At 47.7% G+C, this 17,837-nt stretch carries 19 protein-coding genes; 18 read left to right on the top strand and 1 reads right to left on the bottom strand.

The window, feature by feature from the left end:
• Nucleotides 1-172 precede the first annotated feature (172 nt).
• The 4 genes from clpC to pssA all read left to right on the top strand — a co-directional run bounded on the left by clpC (nucleotide 173) and on the right by pssA (nucleotide 6,155).
• The gene (gene clpC, locus ACDJ58_RS26690; RefSeq protein ID WP_413373811.1) at nucleotides 173-2,635 is read left to right on the top strand and encodes an ATP-dependent protease ATP-binding subunit ClpC; all 2,463 of its coding nucleotides are present in this window, start codon (nucleotides 173-175) and stop codon (nucleotides 2,633-2,635) included.
• A gap of 287 nt (nucleotides 2,636-2,922) precedes the next feature.
• The gene (gene radA, locus ACDJ58_RS26685) at nucleotides 2,923-4,290 is read left to right on the top strand and encodes a DNA repair protein RadA (protein ID WP_413373809.1); all 1,368 of its coding nucleotides are present in this window, start codon (nucleotides 2,923-2,925) and stop codon (nucleotides 4,288-4,290) included.
• A 13-nt stretch (nucleotides 4,291-4,303) separates the two neighbouring features.
• On the top strand, nucleotides 4,304-5,380 hold the full coding sequence (gene disA, locus ACDJ58_RS26680; RefSeq protein ID WP_076292150.1) for a DNA integrity scanning diadenylate cyclase DisA: 1,077 nt from the start codon (nucleotides 4,304-4,306) through the stop codon (nucleotides 5,378-5,380).
• A gap of 43 nt (nucleotides 5,381-5,423) precedes the next feature.
• Complete coding sequence (gene pssA, locus ACDJ58_RS26675) at nucleotides 5,424-6,155, top strand: CDP-diacylglycerol--serine O-phosphatidyltransferase (protein ID WP_413373806.1); 732 nt, start codon at nucleotides 5,424-5,426, stop codon at nucleotides 6,153-6,155.
• Nucleotides 6,156-6,280: 125 nt separating this feature from the next.
• Here pssA and ACDJ58_RS26670 read toward each other — a convergent pair whose 3' ends face one another.
• Entirely contained in the window at nucleotides 6,281-6,676 is a 396-nt protein-coding gene (locus ACDJ58_RS26670) for a hypothetical protein (RefSeq protein ID WP_024633611.1), read from the bottom strand.
• Nucleotides 6,677-6,850: 174 nt separating this feature from the next.
• Between ACDJ58_RS26670 and ACDJ58_RS26665 the strand changes: the two genes are divergently transcribed.
• The 14 genes from ACDJ58_RS26665 to rplK all read left to right on the top strand — a co-directional run bounded on the left by ACDJ58_RS26665 (nucleotide 6,851) and on the right by rplK (nucleotide 17,797).
• Entirely contained in the window at nucleotides 6,851-7,936 is a 1,086-nt protein-coding gene (locus tag ACDJ58_RS26665) for a PIN/TRAM domain-containing protein (protein ID WP_413373805.1), read from the top strand.
• A 93-nt stretch (nucleotides 7,937-8,029) separates the two neighbouring features.
• Nucleotides 8,030-8,722: a 2-C-methyl-D-erythritol 4-phosphate cytidylyltransferase gene (gene ispD / locus ACDJ58_RS26660; protein WP_413373803.1), complete on the top strand. Its 693-nt coding sequence runs from the start codon at nucleotides 8,030-8,032 to the stop codon at nucleotides 8,720-8,722.
• Nucleotides 8,719-9,195, top strand: a complete 477-nt coding sequence (ispF, locus tag ACDJ58_RS26655) for a 2-C-methyl-D-erythritol 2,4-cyclodiphosphate synthase (RefSeq protein ID WP_053779226.1) — start codon at nucleotides 8,719-8,721, stop codon at nucleotides 9,193-9,195. Before ispD ends, ispF begins: the two co-directional genes overlap by 4 nt.
• Before the next feature lie 33 nt (nucleotides 9,196-9,228).
• The gene (gene gltX / locus ACDJ58_RS26650; RefSeq protein WP_413373802.1) at nucleotides 9,229-10,692 is read left to right on the top strand and encodes a glutamate--tRNA ligase; all 1,464 of its coding nucleotides are present in this window, start codon (nucleotides 9,229-9,231) and stop codon (nucleotides 10,690-10,692) included.
• Between the two features lie 593 nt (nucleotides 10,693-11,285).
• A complete protein-coding gene (gene cysE / locus ACDJ58_RS26645; protein ID WP_053779223.1) occupies nucleotides 11,286-11,951 on the top strand; it encodes a serine O-acetyltransferase in 666 nt (221 codons plus the stop codon).
• A gap of 29 nt (nucleotides 11,952-11,980) precedes the next feature.
• Nucleotides 11,981-13,381, top strand: a complete 1,401-nt coding sequence (gene cysS, locus ACDJ58_RS26640) for a cysteine--tRNA ligase (protein ID WP_413373800.1) — start codon at nucleotides 11,981-11,983, stop codon at nucleotides 13,379-13,381.
• Nucleotides 13,378-13,902: a Mini-ribonuclease 3 gene (locus ACDJ58_RS26635; RefSeq protein ID WP_413373799.1), complete on the top strand. Its 525-nt coding sequence runs from the start codon at nucleotides 13,378-13,380 to the stop codon at nucleotides 13,900-13,902. The genes cysS and ACDJ58_RS26635 overlap by 4 nt, the downstream gene beginning before the upstream one ends.
• Nucleotides 13,903-13,990: 88 nt before the next feature.
• Nucleotides 13,991-14,737: a 23S rRNA (guanosine(2251)-2'-O)-methyltransferase RlmB gene (gene rlmB / locus ACDJ58_RS26630; protein ID WP_062329492.1), complete on the top strand. Its 747-nt coding sequence runs from the start codon at nucleotides 13,991-13,993 to the stop codon at nucleotides 14,735-14,737.
• A gap of 5 nt (nucleotides 14,738-14,742) precedes the next feature.
• Complete coding sequence (locus ACDJ58_RS26625) at nucleotides 14,743-15,264, top strand: NYN domain-containing protein (RefSeq protein ID WP_063567417.1); 522 nt, start codon at nucleotides 14,743-14,745, stop codon at nucleotides 15,262-15,264.
• Between the two features lie 171 nt (nucleotides 15,265-15,435).
• On the top strand, nucleotides 15,436-16,080 hold the full coding sequence (gene sigH / locus ACDJ58_RS26620; RefSeq protein ID WP_024633601.1) for an RNA polymerase sporulation sigma factor SigH: 645 nt from the start codon (nucleotides 15,436-15,438) through the stop codon (nucleotides 16,078-16,080).
• A gap of 304 nt (nucleotides 16,081-16,384) precedes the next feature.
• A complete protein-coding gene (rpmG, locus tag ACDJ58_RS26615) occupies nucleotides 16,385-16,534 on the top strand; it encodes a 50S ribosomal protein L33 (protein ID WP_072735843.1) in 150 nt (49 codons plus the stop codon).
• 21 nt (nucleotides 16,535-16,555) lie between these two features.
• The gene (gene secE, locus ACDJ58_RS26610) at nucleotides 16,556-16,747 is read left to right on the top strand and encodes a preprotein translocase subunit SecE (RefSeq protein ID WP_053779219.1); all 192 of its coding nucleotides are present in this window, start codon (nucleotides 16,556-16,558) and stop codon (nucleotides 16,745-16,747) included.
• Between the two features lie 22 nt (nucleotides 16,748-16,769).
• Entirely contained in the window at nucleotides 16,770-17,303 is a 534-nt protein-coding gene (gene nusG / locus ACDJ58_RS26605) for a transcription termination/antitermination protein NusG (RefSeq protein ID WP_024633599.1), read from the top strand.
• 68 nt (nucleotides 17,304-17,371) lie between these two features.
• The gene (gene rplK / locus ACDJ58_RS26600) at nucleotides 17,372-17,797 is read left to right on the top strand and encodes a 50S ribosomal protein L11 (RefSeq protein WP_024633598.1); all 426 of its coding nucleotides are present in this window, start codon (nucleotides 17,372-17,374) and stop codon (nucleotides 17,795-17,797) included.
• The last annotated feature ends 40 nt before the right edge of the window (nucleotides 17,798-17,837 follow it).

The raw sequence follows: 17,837 nt of genomic DNA, 5'->3' as shown, positions 1-17,837 counted from the left end.
GTTATAACAAAGGTTTCATGCCGCAACTGCGGCTTTTATATAAAAGAGCATTTTCTATAAATGCTGAATGATTTTATTCGCAGCACGGCTGCAGACAAAAATGATATGAAGAATACGGTGGGATCTCTTCAACAGCCCCCGTTTTATCCAAAACCATGGAGGTGCAGGAGATATGATGTTTGGAAGATTTACGGAACGGGCCCAAAAGGTGCTCGCATTGGCGCAGGAAGAAGCTGTCCGTCTTGGTCATAATAACATCGGTACAGAGCACATTTTGCTCGGCCTCATTCGTGAAGGCGAAGGCATCGCAGCCAAAGCGCTGATCGGCCTGGGACTCGGATTGGAAAAAATTCAAGATGAAGTAGAAACGCTGATTGGCCGTGGCCAAGAGCAACCTACGAACATTGCATATACGCCTCGTGCGAAAAAAGTGATTGAATTGTCTATGGATGAAGCTCGCAAATTGGGCCATACCTATGTAGGCACAGAGCATATCCTGCTTGGATTGATTCGTGAAGGCGAAGGGGTTGCGGCACGTGTGCTGAACAACCTGGGGATTAGCTTGAACAAGGCACGTCAACAAGTGCTGCAACTGCTTGGCAGCAGTGAAGCCGTATCCAGTCATAACGGTACGCCTGCGAATGTCAGCACACCAACACTGGACAGTCTGGCACGTGATCTCACGGCGTATGCCAAGGAGAACAACCTAGACCCAGTGATTGGACGTAGTAAAGAAATTGAACGTGTTATTCAGGTACTGAGCCGTCGTACCAAGAACAATCCGGTATTGATCGGTGAGCCAGGTGTAGGTAAAACAGCGATCGCTGAAGGACTTGCACAGAAAATCATTGCCAACGAAATTCCGGAGACTTTGCGTGACAAACGTGTCATGACATTGGATATGGGTTCTGTTGTTGCAGGTACAAAATATCGCGGTGAATTCGAAGATCGTCTGAAAAAAATCATGGATGAAATTCGTCAAGCGGGTAACATTGTCCTGTTCATCGACGAATTGCACACCTTGATTGGTGCAGGCGGAGCTGAAGGTGCAATTGATGCTTCTAACATTTTGAAACCGGCTTTGGCCCGTGGAGAATTGCAGTGCATCGGTGCAACAACACTGGATGAATATCGCAAATATATCGAGAAGGATGCTGCGCTAGAGCGTCGTTTCCAACCGATTACGGTGGATCAGCCTTCTCCAGAAGAAGCAGTTCAAATTTTGCATGGCTTACGTGACCGTTATGAAGCGCATCACCGGGTGAAAATTACGGATGAAGCGATTGTGCAGGCGGTTAAACTGTCTGATCGGTACATTACAGACCGTTTCCTGCCGGACAAAGCAATTGACCTGATTGATGAGGCGGGTTCCAAAGTAAGACTGAACTCTTACACGATCCCACCTAACCTCAAACAACTGGAGAGTCGTCTCGAGGATATCCGGAAGGAAAAAGACGCAGCCGTTCAAAGCCAGGAGTTCGAAAAGGCAGCAGCTCTACGTGACACGGAACAAAAAATCCGTGAAGAGCTGGATGTAACGAAGAACCAATGGAAAGAAAAACAAGGTCGCACCGATTCTGAGGTAACTCCTGAGGATATCGCACAAGTAGTAGCCAGCTGGACCGGTATTCCGGTGAATCAGCTGAAAGAAGAAGAGACACAACGCTTGATGAATTTGGAATCAATTCTGCATGAACGTGTCATCGGTCAGGATGAGGCTGTGAAGTCCGTCAGTCGTGCAGTTCGTCGTGCTCGTGCTGGATTGAAAGATCCGAAACGTCCAATGGGTTCATTTATCTTCCTTGGTCCTACAGGGGTAGGTAAAACCGAGCTGGCTCGTGCTCTTGCAGAAGCCATGTTCGGGGATGAAAATGCAGTCATCCGGATTGATATGTCCGAGTATGGCGAGAAGCATTCCACTTCAAGACTCGTCGGAGCGCCTCCGGGATATGTGGGATATGAAGAAGGTGGACAGCTGACTGAGAAAGTTCGTCGCAAACCTTACTCTGTCGTCCTGCTCGATGAAATCGAGAAAGCACATCCGGAAGTATTCAACATCTTGCTGCAAGTGCTTGAGGATGGCCGTCTGACCGACTCCAAAGGTCGCGTCGTAGACTTCCGGAATACGTTGATCATTTTGACATCCAATGTGGGTGCAGAAGCGATCAAACGTAACTCCACTCTAGGCTTCACTGCAGTTGTAGATGCAGGGGCGGACTATGATAACATGAAGGGTAAAGTCATGGATGAGCTGAAAAAAAGCTTCCGTCCCGAGTTCCTTAACCGGATTGATGAGATTATCGTGTTCCATTCTCTTGAAGAAAAACATATTGCTGAGATTGTTACACTGATGAGTGAAGAGCTTCGTAAACGTCTGAATGAATACGAGGTCGACTTCGAGCTCACAGACAATGCCAAGGCTTTCCTAGCCAAAGCAGGCTTCGATCCAGCCTATGGTGCTCGTCCGCTTCGTCGGGCGATCCAGAAGCATATTGAAGACAAATTGTCTGAAGAGTTGCTCACGGGTAACGTGACTAAAGGTGATTCGTTGCTCATCGATGAAGAGAACGGAGCATTGTCTGTAACGAAAAAAGACGTTGTTGTTCCTTCCACTGAGGAAATCGAAACCAAATAAGAGACACTTAAGTGCTACTGAGTCTGATGTATAAAATAAAAAATCCTTCCTGGCTTTTGTCGGGAAGGATTTTTTGTGTTTTTGCGCCAGTCAGAGACCTATAGCTGTTGTTTATCAAAAAAACAAACTTTGAACTGGCACGAACATGTGTAAAGTTTGCGATAATCCTTTACGAAAAATCTCAAACAATGGTAAACTTTTATTAACCCTGCACGTCAGGGAGTTTAGGGCAAAATTCGTCGAAAAATGCAAAATGCTGTTATAAAATAAATCCTAGGAGTGCTGAAGTGGCCAAAGTTAAAACCAAGTTTCAGTGTACGGAATGCGGCTATGAAGCCCCCAAATGGTACGGCAAATGTCCGGGTTGTCAGTCTTGGAATTCAATGGTGGAAGAAACCGAAACGGTGGTCAAAACACAAGGGAGAAATTCCCCTCTTTTTGAGAGTAAAGATAAGCCACTTCCCATCATAGATATAGATAGCGGTCAGGAACCGCGTGTACAGACTGGAATCGAAGAGCTGAACCGGGTTTTGGGCGGCGGAATTGTTCCAGGATCTCTCGTTCTGGTGGGCGGAGACCCCGGAATTGGAAAATCAACATTGATGTTGCAAACATCTCATGCACTGACTCATTCAGGTTTACGCGTGTTATATGTCTCAGGTGAGGAATCAGTTAAGCAAACAAAATTGCGGGCTGACCGTCTGGGTGCGCTGTCTCCTGAGTTATATGTACTATGTGAGACCAATATGGAGCGGGTCGAGGAAGCGGTGGAGCAGATCCAGCCGCATTTTCTAGTCATTGACTCCATTCAGACCGTATATCTGCCAGAAGTCACCAGTGCACCCGGCAGTGTTGCTCAGGTAAGGGAATGTACATCACGGTTTATGCGGATCGCCAAAGGGCGAGGCATTGCAACTGTACTTGTGGGGCATGTTACGAAAGAAGGCGCCATTGCCGGTCCACGTATGTTGGAACATATGGTGGACTGTGTTCTTTATTTTGAAGGAGAGCGGCATCATACGTATCGCCTTTTACGTGCGGTAAAGAACCGTTTTGGTTCGACCAATGAGATCGGCATTTTTGAAATGGGCGAAGATGGACTTCGTGAAGTAGGCAACCCTTCTGAGCTCTTTTTGTCAGAACGTCCACTGGGTGTGGCTGGTTCTACCGTAGTTGCCAGCATGGAGGGCACACGTCCTTTGCTTGTGGAATTGCAGGCATTGATTTCAACCACACATTTCCCTTCTCCCCGGCGTATGGCAACAGGGGTAGATCTCCATCGATTAAACCTGATTATTGCGGTACTGGAGAAACGGATGGGCATGTTCTTGCAAACACAGGATGCTTATCTGAACGTAGCTGGTGGTGTGAGATTAGATGAGCCGGCAGTAGATTTAGCGGTTGCTGTAAGTATCGCATCCAGTTTGAGGGACGTACCGACCAAGCCGGATGACGTCATCTTTGGGGAAATCGGTTTGACGGGTGAGGTTCGGGCCGTTTCACGGGCTGAACAACGTGTGAAAGAAGCCCGAAAATTGGGCTTTAAGCGTGTCATTTTACCAGAAAAAAGCTTAAAGGGCTGGAAACATCCTCGCGGGATACAACTGATCGGTGTGAATACCGTGGCAGATGCACTAGCGGTTGCTTTAGATTAGGGGGCATAACAAGATGAAAGATTCGAGCCAACTGGATAATATGAACGAATTGTTAAGGCTGATCGCACCAGGTACACCTTTCCGCGAAGGTCTGGAGAACGTGCTGCGCGCCAAGACGGGTGCACTGCTGGTTGTAGGATACAGCCCTGAAGTGATGGAAGTGGTGGATGGAGGATTCTCGATTAACTGTGATTTCTCCCCGAACTATCTGTATGAACTCGCCAAGATGGACGGTGCCATTATCCTTAGCGAGGATTTAAAGCGTATTCTATATGCCAACACTCAGCTCATTCCTGACTCATCCATCTCTTCATCTGAGACGGGAATCCGTCACCGGACGGCCGAGCGAGTCGCGAAACAAACAGGTAAATTAGTCGTTTCTATATCGCAGCGCCGGAATATTATCACCTTATATCAAGGAACACTACGGTATTCCCTGAAGGAAATCGGGGTTATTTTGACCAAGGCGAATCAAGCGATTCAAACCTTGGAGAAATACAAAGCTGTGTTGACACAGTCCCTTACGAATCTGAGCGCCTCCGAGTTCGAGGAACTGGTGACGATTCCTGAGGTCGTCAATGTCATTCAGCGTACGGAAATGGTTATGCGCATCAAAACGGAAATCAAACGTTACATTCATGAACTCGGCAACGAGGGACGTCTGATCTCTATGCAGATGGAGGAACTCGTCGGTACAACGGAAGAGGAAGCCTGGTTGCTGTATAAGGACTATGCCCGTGATGACAGTGATGACAAAATCCGTGAAATTATCGTTGGTCTGAAAAGATTGTCGGACGATGAATTGCTGGATGCACATCATATTGTACGTCTGCTGGGATACCCATCGTCAGCGGCTACGTCCGAAGATTCGGTTGCACCTCGCGGATACCGGGTATTAAATAAGATACCCCGCCTGCCGAATGTCATTATCCATAACCTGGTGGATCAATTCGAACAATTGCCTCATGTCATCATGGCTACAATTGAAGAGCTGGACGAAGTGGACGGGATTGGAGAGGTACGCGCCCGAACCATTAAGGAAGGTCTCAAGCGTTTGCAGGAGCAGATGTTTATTGACAGACAAATGTAAGGGTTCGCCTATAACGGCTTGAAAATAATGAGGTGAAACAACGATGTTAACCAGATTCATTCCGAATCTCTTTACCTTGGGTAATCTGTTTCTTGGAATGATGGCAATCCTGCTTGCAATTGAAGGGAATTATAGTTTGGCTGCGATTTTGGTCATTATTGCGATGTTGTTGGATGGTCTGGATGGCCGTGTGGCACGTGCACTTAATGCCCAGAGTGAGTTTGGTAAAGAGCTGGATTCTTTGTCGGACATGGTTTCATTCGGTGCAGCTCCAGCTCTGATTATATTCATGGTCTCGTTTCAGGACGCCACTCCGGTTCTCGCCTGGATCGCAACCGCAAGCTTTCCAATTTGTGGTGCCATTCGGCTTGCCCGGTTTAACGTTCGCCCCGGTATCCCAGGGTACTTCACAGGTTTGCCGATTCCAGCGGCCGGAGGGGTCCTGGCAACACTGTCCCTGTTTAACAAGGATATCGGTCCTGTGAGTATGATGATTGCGACTTTGCTGTTATCGTATCTGATGGTAAGTTCGCTGAAATACCCCAATTTCAAAAAGGTTGGTCTGCCACGTAAAGCGATCTGGATTGCACCCTGGGTTATCGTCTTCGCGGTAGTGGTGGCGGTCATGTTTCCAGAACAATTGTCCAAATTGATCTTTATTCCACTTGTGTTATACGCTCTATATGGGATGAAGCATAATATGCGGACGGCAGCCTCACGTAACCGGGCCAAAAAGCGTAAGGAAGAGAAGTCTTCCCGTCCTTCCGATCGCTAGGCATTCCATCATTCTGGAAAATACAAAGAAAGCACGTACGCTCCTGAACAGGAGAATGCGTGCTTATTTTTGTTTTTCAAATCTATACGGTAACTTATAACCATTCGCAACGAAATACGTATTGTTTACGACAAATTGAACATCCCTAACGTCGAACATTTCTGTGACTCGTGATTTACGACCTCTTCCATGTTGATGTCCAGCAGATTGCAGAGAGCCGACATATAAAACAGGTTCCGCCCCAATTCAGAGCTGATTACCTCTTTACAATTCTCGCACAATTCACCTTCCACATGCGTTTCCAGCAGCCCTTTAGATTGAGCAATATCGCTCTCCGGGGCATATTTCTGCTTGGTGGCGTGCAGCTCAATGCAGCCGCATTCGGTAATGGCCTTAGACACGGCACGGTTGACAGAGGCGCCGGCTTGTCCTGTTTTGGACAGTACATCAATCAGGCTGCGATGACGCAGCAACAGCTCGGAAACTTGATCCTGAAAAGCCTGTAAACTTAGCGTACTCATTTTGCTACTCACCTCGGGATATGAATTGAATTCATTATATGCCAATAATTTACCTTCTTTCAACTGACGATTGCAACATTTCCAAAAAGTTCTTCAAAAGCGGGATTAGCAATCTGGGAATTGGATCATACTGGATATAAAGATGAAGATATATTGAAGGAGGTGCAGGGACTTATGTGGAAAAAAGGCATTTTAACTTTTACAGGATTGTGCGGTGCATGGTTCGGCTACACGGCATATCATCTGGCAGGAAAATCCGTCCCTTGGATGGCTGAATGGATTCAGTCAGCAGGATTACTGGGAGCTGGGGTATCAACCCTACTAGGCGCTGTATTGTTTATGTCCGTGTGTAACATCGGTGGAACATTGATGGCAACCAGGCTGCATAATAGTATTGATTCTTTGGCCAAAGTACCGATGAATGAATTGGCTGCAGGAGCGGCGGGTACAGTTGCAGGACTGCTGGTGGCCTTGCTGTTATATCCTTGTGTTGCCTGGCTGGGGACGGCCGGAGAAGTGCTGCAGGTGGCGCTGACGGTCATTAGTGCTTATGCAGGCTATATGCTTGCCATGGCGAAGAAAGACGATCTGGCGGCCTTCTGGATGTCAGGACGCTGGGGTCAACCCGAGGTGGACGAGGACAGACGGTTGGAAGAGCACAAAATTTTGGATACCAGTGTAATTATCGATGGTCGCATCGCAGATATATGCAAAACCGGATTTATCGAGGGCACGATTGTAATCCCGGAATTCGTTCTGGAGGAATTGCAGCACATTGCCGATTCATCGGACTTGCTCAAGCGGAACAGAGGACGGCGCGGGCTTGATATTCTGAATAAAATTCAGAAGGAACTGGACGTCAAAGTGCTTATATACGAAGGGGATTTTGAGGAAATTTCCGAAGTGGACAGCAAGCTTGTCAAGCTCGCCAAGGTACTTCAGGGCAAAGTTGTCACCAATGACTTCAACCTGAACAAGGTCTGTGAACTGCAAGGAGTATCCGTGCTAAACATCAATGATCTCGCCAATGCCGTTAAGCCGGTGGTATTGCCAGGTGAGGAGATCATGGTGCAGATTATCAAGGATGGCAAGGAGCACGGTCAAGGTGTAGCCTACCTGGATGATGGCACGATGATCGTTGTGGAAGGTGGACGCGAGTATATCGGCATGATGATGGAAGTACTGGTGACCAGTGTGCTGCAGACGTCAGCGGGACGAATGATTTTTGCCAAGCCGAAACTGTTGGAAAAAGCCCAATAAAGCGGTATGATGGGTAGTGTATCGTTAGAGGTTATAATATAACTGTATTATATCTCCGAACGATAAACTGACAGACAAGGCAGGGATTGCGGCATGGATAAAGGGTGGGGTGTTGTCATTGTGGCGGCAGGTCGGGGGACCCGGATGGGAACAACCGAGAGTAAGCAGTTTCTGCTGCTGCAGGACAAGCCCGTTTTCATACATACGCTTGAAGTGTTTGCGGCTTTGGACGAGGTCAGCGAAATGGTGCTGGTCACGGGAGCTGCCGATGTTGAACGCTGCCAGGATTGGGTAAAAGAATACCGACTGGAATCACGTGTCCGTGTCATCCCCGGAGGGAAAGAGAGACAGCATTCGGTCCACGAAGGCCTTAAGGCACTAGGGACAGACTGGGTCCTCGTTCACGACGGGGTACGTCCTTTTATAAACCGTGAGCAGATTATGGGGTGTATGAAGGCCGCCATGTCGGGTGGAGCAGCTGTACTGGCCGTTCCAGTGAAGGATACGATCAAACAAGTAAATGCGGAGGGAATCGTTACGGCGACGCCGGACCGCAGCAGTCTGTGGAGCATTCAAACCCCGCAGGCTTTTCGTCTTTCTTCCCTGCTGCTTGCATACGAATCGGCGGAACGGGACGGATTTCTAGGAACGGATGACGCAATGCTGGCTGAACGCCAGGGAATGTCAGTCAAGGTTGTGGAAGGCAGTTATACGAACATCAAATTAACGACGCCGGAAGATTTGGAATACGCCGCGTTTTTGCTCAAGGGAGAGAAGAAGCGATGATACGTGTAGGACAGGGATTTGATGTACATCAACTGGTAGAGGGACGCCCATGCATTATTGGCGGGGTCACGATCCCTTATGAAAAAGGACTGCTGGGTCACTCGGACGCAGACGTGCTGCTGCATGCCATCAGTGATGCCATTCTTGGTGCGCTTGCACTTGGGGATATTGGCAAACACTTTCCGGATACGGATCCGGAGTTCAAGGATGCTGATAGCCTGAAACTGCTGGAGCATGTGTGGCAATTGGTGAAGGATCGTGGATACCGTCTGGGGAACATCGATTCAACCATTATTGCACAGAAACCGAAGATGGCACCTTACGTTCCGCAGATGGCCGAGGTTATTGCCAAGGCACTTGAAGCGGATGTAACTCAGGTGAATGTCAAAGCGACAACAACAGAACAACTCGGATTCCCCGGACGGGGAGAGGGTATAGCTGCCCAATCGGTTGTTTGCCTTGTTCGCGTGTGATATCATCAACCAATTAGAGACGGAGGGGATATTATGAGCACCGAAGTTCGCGTGCGCTATGCGCCGAGTCCAACGGGACACCTGCATATCGGGAACGCCCGTACGGCGCTGTTTAACTATTTGTATGCCAAACATAATAACGGCAAATTCATTATTCGTATTGAGGATACGGACGTGAAACGCAACATTGCCGGTGGTGAGGAAAGTCAGCTGAAATACCTGAAATGGCTCGGAATCGAGTGGGACGAAAGTATTGATGTCGGTGGCGAGTACGGACCATACCGTCAGACGGAACGTCTGGACATCTATCGCAAATATACGCAGGAGCTACTGGATAAAGGTCTGGCTTACCGCTGTTATTGCACGGAAGAAGAGCTGGAGCAAGAACGTGAAGAACAGACAGCACGTGGAGAAACTCCTCGTTATTCGGGTAAACACCGTGATCTGACACCGGAGCAACAGAGTGCATTTGAAGCAGAAGGCCGTGTGGCGAGTATTCGTTTCCGTGTACCGGAAGAACGCATATATACGTTTGATGACATGGTAAAAGGGACGATCTCATTCAACAGCAAGGAATCCGGTGACTTCGTTATTGTGAAAAAAGACGGCATTCCTACGTACAACTATGCAGTTGCTGTGGATGATCACCTGATGAAAATTTCCCACGTCCTGCGTGGGGAAGATCACATCTCTAACACACCGCGTCAACTGATGATTTATGAAGCGCTTGGCTGGGAGCCGCCGCAATTCGGTCATATGACGTTGATCGTGAATGAAAACCACAAAAAGCTGAGTAAACGTGACGAATCCGTTATTCAGTTTATTGAACAATATGATCAGCTTGGCTATCTGCCTGAGGCGATGTTTAACTTCATCTCCCTGCTTGGCTGGTCACCTGAGGGGGAAGAAGAGATCTTCTCGCAGGAGCAGTTGATCTCCATTTTTGATACGAAGCGTCTGTCCAAGAGCCCGGCGGTATTTGATACCCACAAGCTGGCTCACTTGAACAATCACTATATTAAAAATGCGGATCCAGATCGCATTGCTGAAATGGCGATTCCACATCTGCAAAAAGCAGGACGTATTGCCACTGAGCTCTCACCTGAACAAAAAGAATGGGCATATACGCTTGTTCATCTCTACCAGGAGCAAATGAATTCTGCCTCCGATATCGTGGAATTGTCGGAAGTGTTCTTCCGTTCCCACCTGGAGCTGGAAAGTGAAGGGGCTACTGTACTGGCTGAGGAGCAGGTACCAACTGTTCTGAAGGCATTTGCTGATAAAGTACAGGCTAGCGACGAATTTACACCAAGCAAGATGGCTGCGCTGATCAAAGAAGTTCAGAAAGAGACTGGATTTAAAGGTAAACAGCTGTTTATGCCGATCCGTGTAGCTCTGACAGGACAGACTCATGGCCGCGATCTGAACCAAACAATTGTACTGCTTGGCCGCGATACGGTCATTGATCGATTGCATGCTCAAGTAAAAGGCGCGTAAGTAACGCCCTTGTTTAGTCTACTTTGACTTAAGGATGGAACTTCGTTCCCACCGATATGAAGGAAGATTGTTGTCAGTCCATAACCTTTTCGCTATAATAGCAACACAAAGGTTAAATGGTATGATTTTATCATTCATCATAAAAACAGCAAAGACCGGGAGAAGTAGGCTGAACCGGACAGATTCAGAGAGGATGGTCCCGCAGTAAAGAACAAGATTCTTTGCTGAGGTGGCTGTGAGCCATCCGCTGTCCGTCAGTCGAAATGCACCCGTGAGCTGCATAGCCGAATCCGGCCCCGCCCCTCGTTATGTAGGAGAGAGGAAAACGTCAGGATAGGTTGTGACGGTTGGTTCCCGTTACGGAACTGTTGAGGGTTCATTCTTGTGCAAGGATATGAGGCAGCTATAACAGGTAGCCTAGTTCTTGTATGTTAAGGCATGAACCGAGCAGAGTGGGACCGCGATAAACGCCTCTGCAGCTTAAATAGCTGCAGGGGCGTTTTCTATTTAGGTCGAGTCAGAAGTACACTACCATGAGGGCCGCGCCATCCGGAAAGCCGGAGGACGAAGACCTGAACAAGAGGGGAACGAGCATGTTCAAGAAGATCAGATCAGATATCCAGGCGGTGTTTGAAAACGATCCGGCGGCCCGGGGATGGTTTGAGGTTGTATTTACCTACTCGGGGCTGCATGCGATATGGGCGCACCGGGTGGCACATTTTTTATACAAGCGGAGATGGTTTTCTTTCGCCCGGTTCATTTCACAGGTCAGCCGTTTTATGACAGGTATCGAAATCCATCCCGGTGCTACGATTGGCAATCGGTTGTTTATTGACCATGGCATGGGCGTCGTGATTGGGGAAACGTGTGAAATTGGCGACGATGTTGTCATCTATCAGGGGGTCACACTTGGCGGAACGGGTAAAGAAAAAGGGAAGAGACATCCGACAATTGGCAATAATGTGGTTATCTCATCAGGGGCGAAGGTACTGGGTTCTTTCAGCGTAGGAGACCAATGTAATATTGGTGCGAACTCGGTTGTGCTGAAGGAAGTCCCTTCAAATAGCACGGTTGTAGGCATACCAGGCAGAATCGTGAAGCAGGATGGCCGTCGGGTGGACCGTCTGAACCAGCAGCTTCCCGATCCGGTCATCGATTCCCTGCGCAGCATGCAGCAAGAAATCGAACGATTGCGTGAAGAAGTGCGTACTTTGCAGAGTACCCGTGAAAGTGAGTTTTCCCGTGGTACAATAGAATAATGATGGAAACGGATGAAAGGAAAGTGACTATGACGCTTCAAATTTACAATACGATGAGTCGTACCAAAGAGAATTTTGTTCCCCAAGAGCCGGGGAAAGTGAAAATGTATGTGTGCGGGCCAACGGTATACGATTACATTCATATCGGGAATGCACGTCCAGTTATCTTTTTCGACACGGTTCGCGGATACTTGGAACAGACCGGGCATGAGGTGAACTATGTCGTGAATTTCACGGATGTTGATGACAAGCTCATTCGCAAAGCCGAGCAGCTTGGTACAGATGTTCCTCATGTCGCCGAGAAGTTTATTGCGGCTTATTACGAGGACCTCGAAGGGCTGGGTATTCCGAAGGCAAGCAGTAATCCAAGAGTGACCGAAAACATGCCGCTTATTATTGATTTTATCCGTGAGCTGGTTGAAAAGGACTTCGCCTATGAAAATGGCGGTGACGTATATTATCGCACAGGCAAATTCGCGGAGTACGGCAAACTGTCTAAGCAAAACCTTCAGGAATTACAGTTCGGAATTCGTATTGGTGTAGATGAGCGCAAAGAGCATCCGGAAGACTTCGTCCTCTGGAAAGCTGCGAAGCCGGGTGAGATTTTCTGGTCCAGTCCATGGGGCGATGGTCGTCCGGGCTGGCATATCGAGTGCTCTGCCATGGCACGGGAATACCTGGGGGATACGTTGGATATTCACGGCGGAGGACAGGATTTGCAGTTCCCGCACCATGAGTGCGAATGCGCTCAATCCGAGGTGTTGACTGGCAAACCACTGGCAAACTACTGGATGCATAACGGGTTCATCCGTATTGATAACGAAAAAATGTCGAAATCACTCGGAAACGGCGTGCTTGTCAAAGACCTTCGCAATCAATATAAACGCGAAGCCATTCGTTATTTCATGTTGTCTACTCACTATCGCAATCCGTTGAACTTCACGGAAGATACGATGGAACAGGCACAGAATAGTGTGGACCGGATCGCAAATGCCGTAGGTAACCTTAATCATCGCTTGCAGGCTGTGAGCGTGGATCAGGCTGTGTCAGCTGAGTTTGCAGCGAGACTGGAGCAGATTCGTCAGCAGTATCATGAGAAAATGCAGGACGACTTCAATACGCCTGATGCGATTACGGCAATGTTTGAGTGGGCTGGGGAAGCTAACCAACTGTTGCAGCAAGATGTGGTAAACGCTGCGGACATTCGCGCTCTGCTGGAATTGTTCAGTGAGTTGAATGCGGTACTTCGCATCTATACCGAGGCTGAACCAGAGCTTTTGGACGAAGAAATCGAACGTCTAATTGTAGAACGTAACGAAGCACGCAAAACCAAAAACTGGGCGCGGGCTGATGAAATTCGGGATGAACTGTCTGCGCAGGGTATCTTGCTTGAGGATACGGCTCAAGGAATGAGATGGCGGCGCAAATGAGCGAGGAACAACTGAAAAAGTTGTCTGAATCCGTCGAGCATGCCGAGCAACGGGAGGAACAGCAGACAGATGAACAGTCTCTGAGCGTTGACCAGGGAGGATGGTTTCCTTATCCCCCCTCCCGGCCTGCACGGTTGATTCCTCCCATCGCTCTCGCCTATATTGGTGATGCGGTATATGAGGTAGCCGTACGGCAGTATCTGTTATCCAAAGCCAACATGCGTCCCAACCATCTGCACCGTAGTGCGACCGGTTTGGTATCGGCGAAGGCACAAAGTCGTATTCTCACAGGTATTGAGGCTGAGCTGACCGAGGAAGAACGTGACATTGTCAGACAAGGTCGTAATGCCAAGTCTGGCAGTATTCCCAAAAACGCAGACGTTTTGGAGTATAGACATGCCACTGCTCTGGAGTGTCTGATCGGTTACCTGTATAGCAGTGGTCGGCATGATCGCATGATTGAACTGATTCGCCGGGGTATCGAGCATGCGGAACAAAATTCGCAATCACCGACAAAATAATATAAATTACAACAAAGCCGCTTCTGTAGGTGCGCCGATTAGGGTGCTGCAGTAAATCACAGGGCGTTATAGAGAGGATCGAACAAAGATGGAAGAAGAATGGATCGCCGGTAAGCACTCCGTAACGGAGGCGCTGCGTTCAGGCCGGACCATTAATAAAATATGGATTGCAGATACAGCTCAAAAACATTTGACGCAGCCTATTATTGCGGAAGCAAAAAAACTAGGTATTGTCATTCAGCACGTAGACAAGCGTAAACTGGATCAAACGGTGCCGGGCATTCAACACCAGGGTGTGGTGGCGCAAGCGGCTCCTTACGCTTATGTGGAGGTTGAAGACATTCTTGCTGCAGCGGCTGCTAAAAATGAACATCCATTTTTGATTTTGCTGGATGAGATCGAAGATCCACATAATCTTGGATCAATTTTGCGGACGGCCGACTGCACGGGAGCGCATGGTGTCATTGTGCCCAAACGGCGCTCAGCTGCAGTTACAGTGACTGTATCCAAAACTTCAGCAGGTGCTGTTGAGTACGTGCCAGTGGCTCGTGTAAGCAATCTGGGTCAAACTATTGACCGTCTCAAGGAAGAGGGCGTATGGGTTGTAGGTACGGATGTTGCTGCTCAGGAGAGCGTGTTTGGTAACGGCGTCTTTACAGGCCCGGTAGCCCTCGTGATCGGAAACGAAAACAAGGGAATGGGACGACTCATTCGCGAGAAATGCGATGTGTTGATCAAATTGCCGATGCAAGGTCAGATTAATTCCCTGAATGCTTCCGTGGCAGCGGGTGTTGTCATGTATGAAGTGCTCCGCTCGCGCCAAGCGCAGGACTAGAAGATATGGCTGATTCCCGTGATGTGCTTCTTGTAGACGGGTACAACATGATTGGTGACTGGCCGGAGCTATCCAGATTGGCGGAGAGTGGATTGGAGGAGGCCCGCAACAGGCTTCTCTCTCGACTAGCCGACTATCAGGCATTCTCCGGCTTGAGAGTCATTGTTGTTTTTGACGCCTACCTCGTGCCTGGACTCGGTAAATCCTTTACACAGAGCAAAGTGCAGATCTTTTTTACAAAGGAAAAAGAGACGGCAGACGAATGCATTGAGAGACTCGTTCGGGAACTAAGCACGCGAAGACGCCAAATCTATGTGGCTACAAGCGATATGGTAGAGCAGCATGTCATTTTTGGACAAGGAGCTCTGCGTGTATCCGCAAGGGAATTGCTGATCGAAGTAGAGCAGAACGAAAAAGAGTTACAGAAACGTTTGGAAGAAGATCAAGCTAAAGCAACGCGAAATACACTTGGCGGGAAGTTAAGTCCGGATGTTTTGAAGCAGTTTGAGCGGTGGCGCCGGGAATAACAGCACGGTTTTACAAAAATTAGAATTTTGAAACTCTTGACAATTATGTTATTGATGTTCTTTTTTAGGCAGAGCGTGGTTGACGGTGTGAGGTACCATCATATATACTGATCCTATATTTCATAGAGTAGAGTAACGGGGTACCTTGCGTTGCAGCCGGAGGGATTGTCTGTGAGTGTCGACCTCAAAGATATCATGTTATCCAAGTATGATTACCAAAGTGACGAAGACATTGTCGAAGCGGTCCGTGAAGGTGAAAGCGAAGCGCTGGAGTTTTTGATTAACAAATATCGTAACTTTGTACGCGCCAAGGCAAGATCTTATTTTCTGATTGGGGCTGACCGGGAAGATATCATTCAAGAAGGAATGATTGGACTCTATAAATCCATAAGGGATTTCAAAGGGGACAAGCTCGCTTCTTTCAAAGCCTTCGCCGAGTTGTGTATTACACGACAGATTATTACGGCAATCAAGACAGCAACACGTCAGAAGCATATTCCGCTTAATTCTTATGTATCACTGGACAAACCTATTTATGACGAAGAGTCCGATCGTACGTTACTCGATGTGATTTGTGGAACACAGGTCAGCGATCCGGAAGAACTTATCATCAATCAGGAAGAGTTTGTGGGCCTGGAAGATAAGATGTCTGAGATTCTGAGTGATCTGGAACGTAAAGTATTGATGTTGTATCTGGACGGGAGATCTTATCAAGAGATTGCAGTGGATTTGGACAGGCATGTAAAGTCCATTGATAATGCACTTCAGCGCGTGAAGCGTAAACTTGAAAAGTACCTGGAAGTTCGAGATAATTGAACACATGTTGTCGTTGACGGAAAAGGCTCGGGGTTTGAGTCTTTTTTTGCTGCCTCAAGTTTATAAAGTTAAAGAATGATTATACTAGTAATCGCTTGGTCCATGCAGGAGAAGAGAAAAACAGAGATGAGAAACTGAATGTGTTTGATAGGAACTTTTTACCCATTGATGAAAGGCTATTCTTTCATTGACATGGTTATACCCTTATGATAAAGTGTTTTAGGTAGGCCTAAATTCGCGGCTTTTTTTTAGGATTAATTTAGAGACTCCGCTTGAATGTGGAAGTCTTCGGGAGGTGTACATCATGCGGGTAATTATTACTTTGGCTTGTACAAACTGCAAACAAAGAAATTACACTACGACAAAAAACAAGCGTAATCACCCCGACCGCATGGAGATGAAGAAATTTTGCAAGTTTTGTAACGAGCAGACTTCTCATCGCGAAACCAGATAGTTTTTTGGAGGTGTAGTCGGCGTGAAACGTAGTTTCAAATCTCTGATTTCCTTTTTCTCTGAAAGCTGGGCTGAACTTAAAAAAGTTCGCTGGCCTAATCGTAAAGAGCTGACCAACTACACATTGATCGTTCTTGGTACTGTTGTGGTTATGACGCTATTTTTTTGGGTCATTGATATCGGCATCTCCGCTGTGATCGAAGCGATTATTTAAGAAGGGTCCCAGGTGGCTTGATATGGAAAAAAGATGGTACGTCGTTCATACCTACTCAGGGTATGAGAATAAGGTCAAAGCCAATTTGGAAAAACGCGTAGAGTCCATGGGCATGGAAGACAAGATTTTCCGCGTTCTTGTTCCTATGGAAGAAGAAGTGGTAAACAAAGACGGTAAGAAAAAAACCGTTATGCGTAAAGTTTACCCCGGATATGTCTTGGTGGAAATGGTCCAGACGGATGACTCTTGGTATGTTGTTCGCAACACACCAGGTGTTACGGGATTTGTCGGTTCGACAGGTTCCGGGTCCAAACCAACAGCCTTGCTGCCTGAAGAAGTGGAACAAATTCTGAAGCACATGGGCATGGTTGAGCCGAAGCCTAAAATTGAATTCGATATTAAGGAATCCGTACGTATTAAAGTTGGTCCTTTTGCGAATTTTGTGGGCTCCGTGGAAGAAATCTTGGTAGACAAAAGCAAGTTGAAAGTGCACGTGAACATGTTTGGACGGGAAACACCGCTTGAGTTGGAATACACGCAAGTGGAGAAGATATAGTCTCTTCAAGTTTCTTGTGGGAGGGCTGAGAGGCCCGTTAACCACTATTTTGCAAGGAGGTGTCAATCATGGCAAAAAAGGTAATCAAAATGGTAAAACTGCAAATTCCAGCAGGTAAAGCGAATCCAGCGCCTCCGGTAGGTCCAGCTTTGGGTCAAGCAGGTGTCAACATCATGGCATTCTGTAAAGAGTTCAACGCTCGTACAGCCGATCAAGCGGGATTGATTATTCCTGTTGAAATCACAGTATTCGAAGACCGTTCCTTTACTTTCATCACTAAAACTCCACCAGCAGCAGTTCTGTTGAAAGTGGCAGCTAAAGTGGAAAAAGGATCCGGCGAACCGAACAAGAAAAAAGTTGCTACCGTTAAACGTGATGCGGTACGTCAAATCGCGGAACAAAAAATGCCTGACCTGAATGCTGCTGACGTTGAGTCTGCAATGCGTATGGTCGAAGGTACTGCCCGCAGCATGGGTATCACCATCGAAGACTAATTTTTCATCTGAAACATGGCTTCGTAAAGCCGGCCGATTC

The organism is Paenibacillus taichungensis (assembly GCF_047302525.1).
In the GTDB taxonomy this organism is placed as follows: Bacteria; Bacillota; Bacilli; order Paenibacillales; family Paenibacillaceae; genus Paenibacillus; species Paenibacillus taichungensis_B.
The sequence above is the reverse complement of the archived record's forward strand: the minus strand, read 5'-3'. Positions and strand labels throughout refer to the sequence as shown.

Coding starts and splice junctions, on each gene's coding strand:
- ACDJ58_RS26625 (WP_063567417.1), top strand. CDS start 14,743: ATGGCTGATTCCCGTGATGTGCTTCTTGTAGACGGGTACAACATGATT.
- gltX (WP_413373802.1), top strand. CDS start 9,229: ATGAGCACCGAAGTTCGCGTGCGCTATGCGCCGAGTCCAACGGGACAC.
- pssA (WP_413373806.1), top strand. CDS start 5,424: ATGTTAACCAGATTCATTCCGAATCTCTTTACCTTGGGTAATCTGTTT.
- disA (WP_076292150.1), top strand. CDS start 4,304: ATGAAAGATTCGAGCCAACTGGATAATATGAACGAATTGTTAAGGCTG.
- ACDJ58_RS26670 (WP_024633611.1), bottom strand. CDS start 6,676: ATGAGTACGCTAAGTTTACAGGCTTTTCAGGATCAAGTTTCCGAGCTG.
- rpmG (WP_072735843.1), top strand. CDS start 16,385: ATGCGGGTAATTATTACTTTGGCTTGTACAAACTGCAAACAAAGAAAT.
- cysE (WP_053779223.1), top strand. CDS start 11,286: ATGTTCAAGAAGATCAGATCAGATATCCAGGCGGTGTTTGAAAACGAT.
- ispD (WP_413373803.1), top strand. CDS start 8,030: ATGGATAAAGGGTGGGGTGTTGTCATTGTGGCGGCAGGTCGGGGGACC.
- ACDJ58_RS26635 (WP_413373799.1), top strand. CDS start 13,378: ATGAGCGAGGAACAACTGAAAAAGTTGTCTGAATCCGTCGAGCATGCC.
- rplK (WP_024633598.1), top strand. CDS start 17,372: ATGGCAAAAAAGGTAATCAAAATGGTAAAACTGCAAATTCCAGCAGGT.
- ACDJ58_RS26665 (WP_413373805.1), top strand. CDS start 6,851: ATGTGGAAAAAAGGCATTTTAACTTTTACAGGATTGTGCGGTGCATGG.
- rlmB (WP_062329492.1), top strand. CDS start 13,991: ATGGAAGAAGAATGGATCGCCGGTAAGCACTCCGTAACGGAGGCGCTG.
- nusG (WP_024633599.1), top strand. CDS start 16,770: ATGGAAAAAAGATGGTACGTCGTTCATACCTACTCAGGGTATGAGAAT.
- clpC (WP_413373811.1), top strand. CDS start 173: ATGATGTTTGGAAGATTTACGGAACGGGCCCAAAAGGTGCTCGCATTG.
- cysS (WP_413373800.1), top strand. CDS start 11,981: ATGACGCTTCAAATTTACAATACGATGAGTCGTACCAAAGAGAATTTT.
- ispF (WP_053779226.1), top strand. CDS start 8,719: ATGATACGTGTAGGACAGGGATTTGATGTACATCAACTGGTAGAGGGA.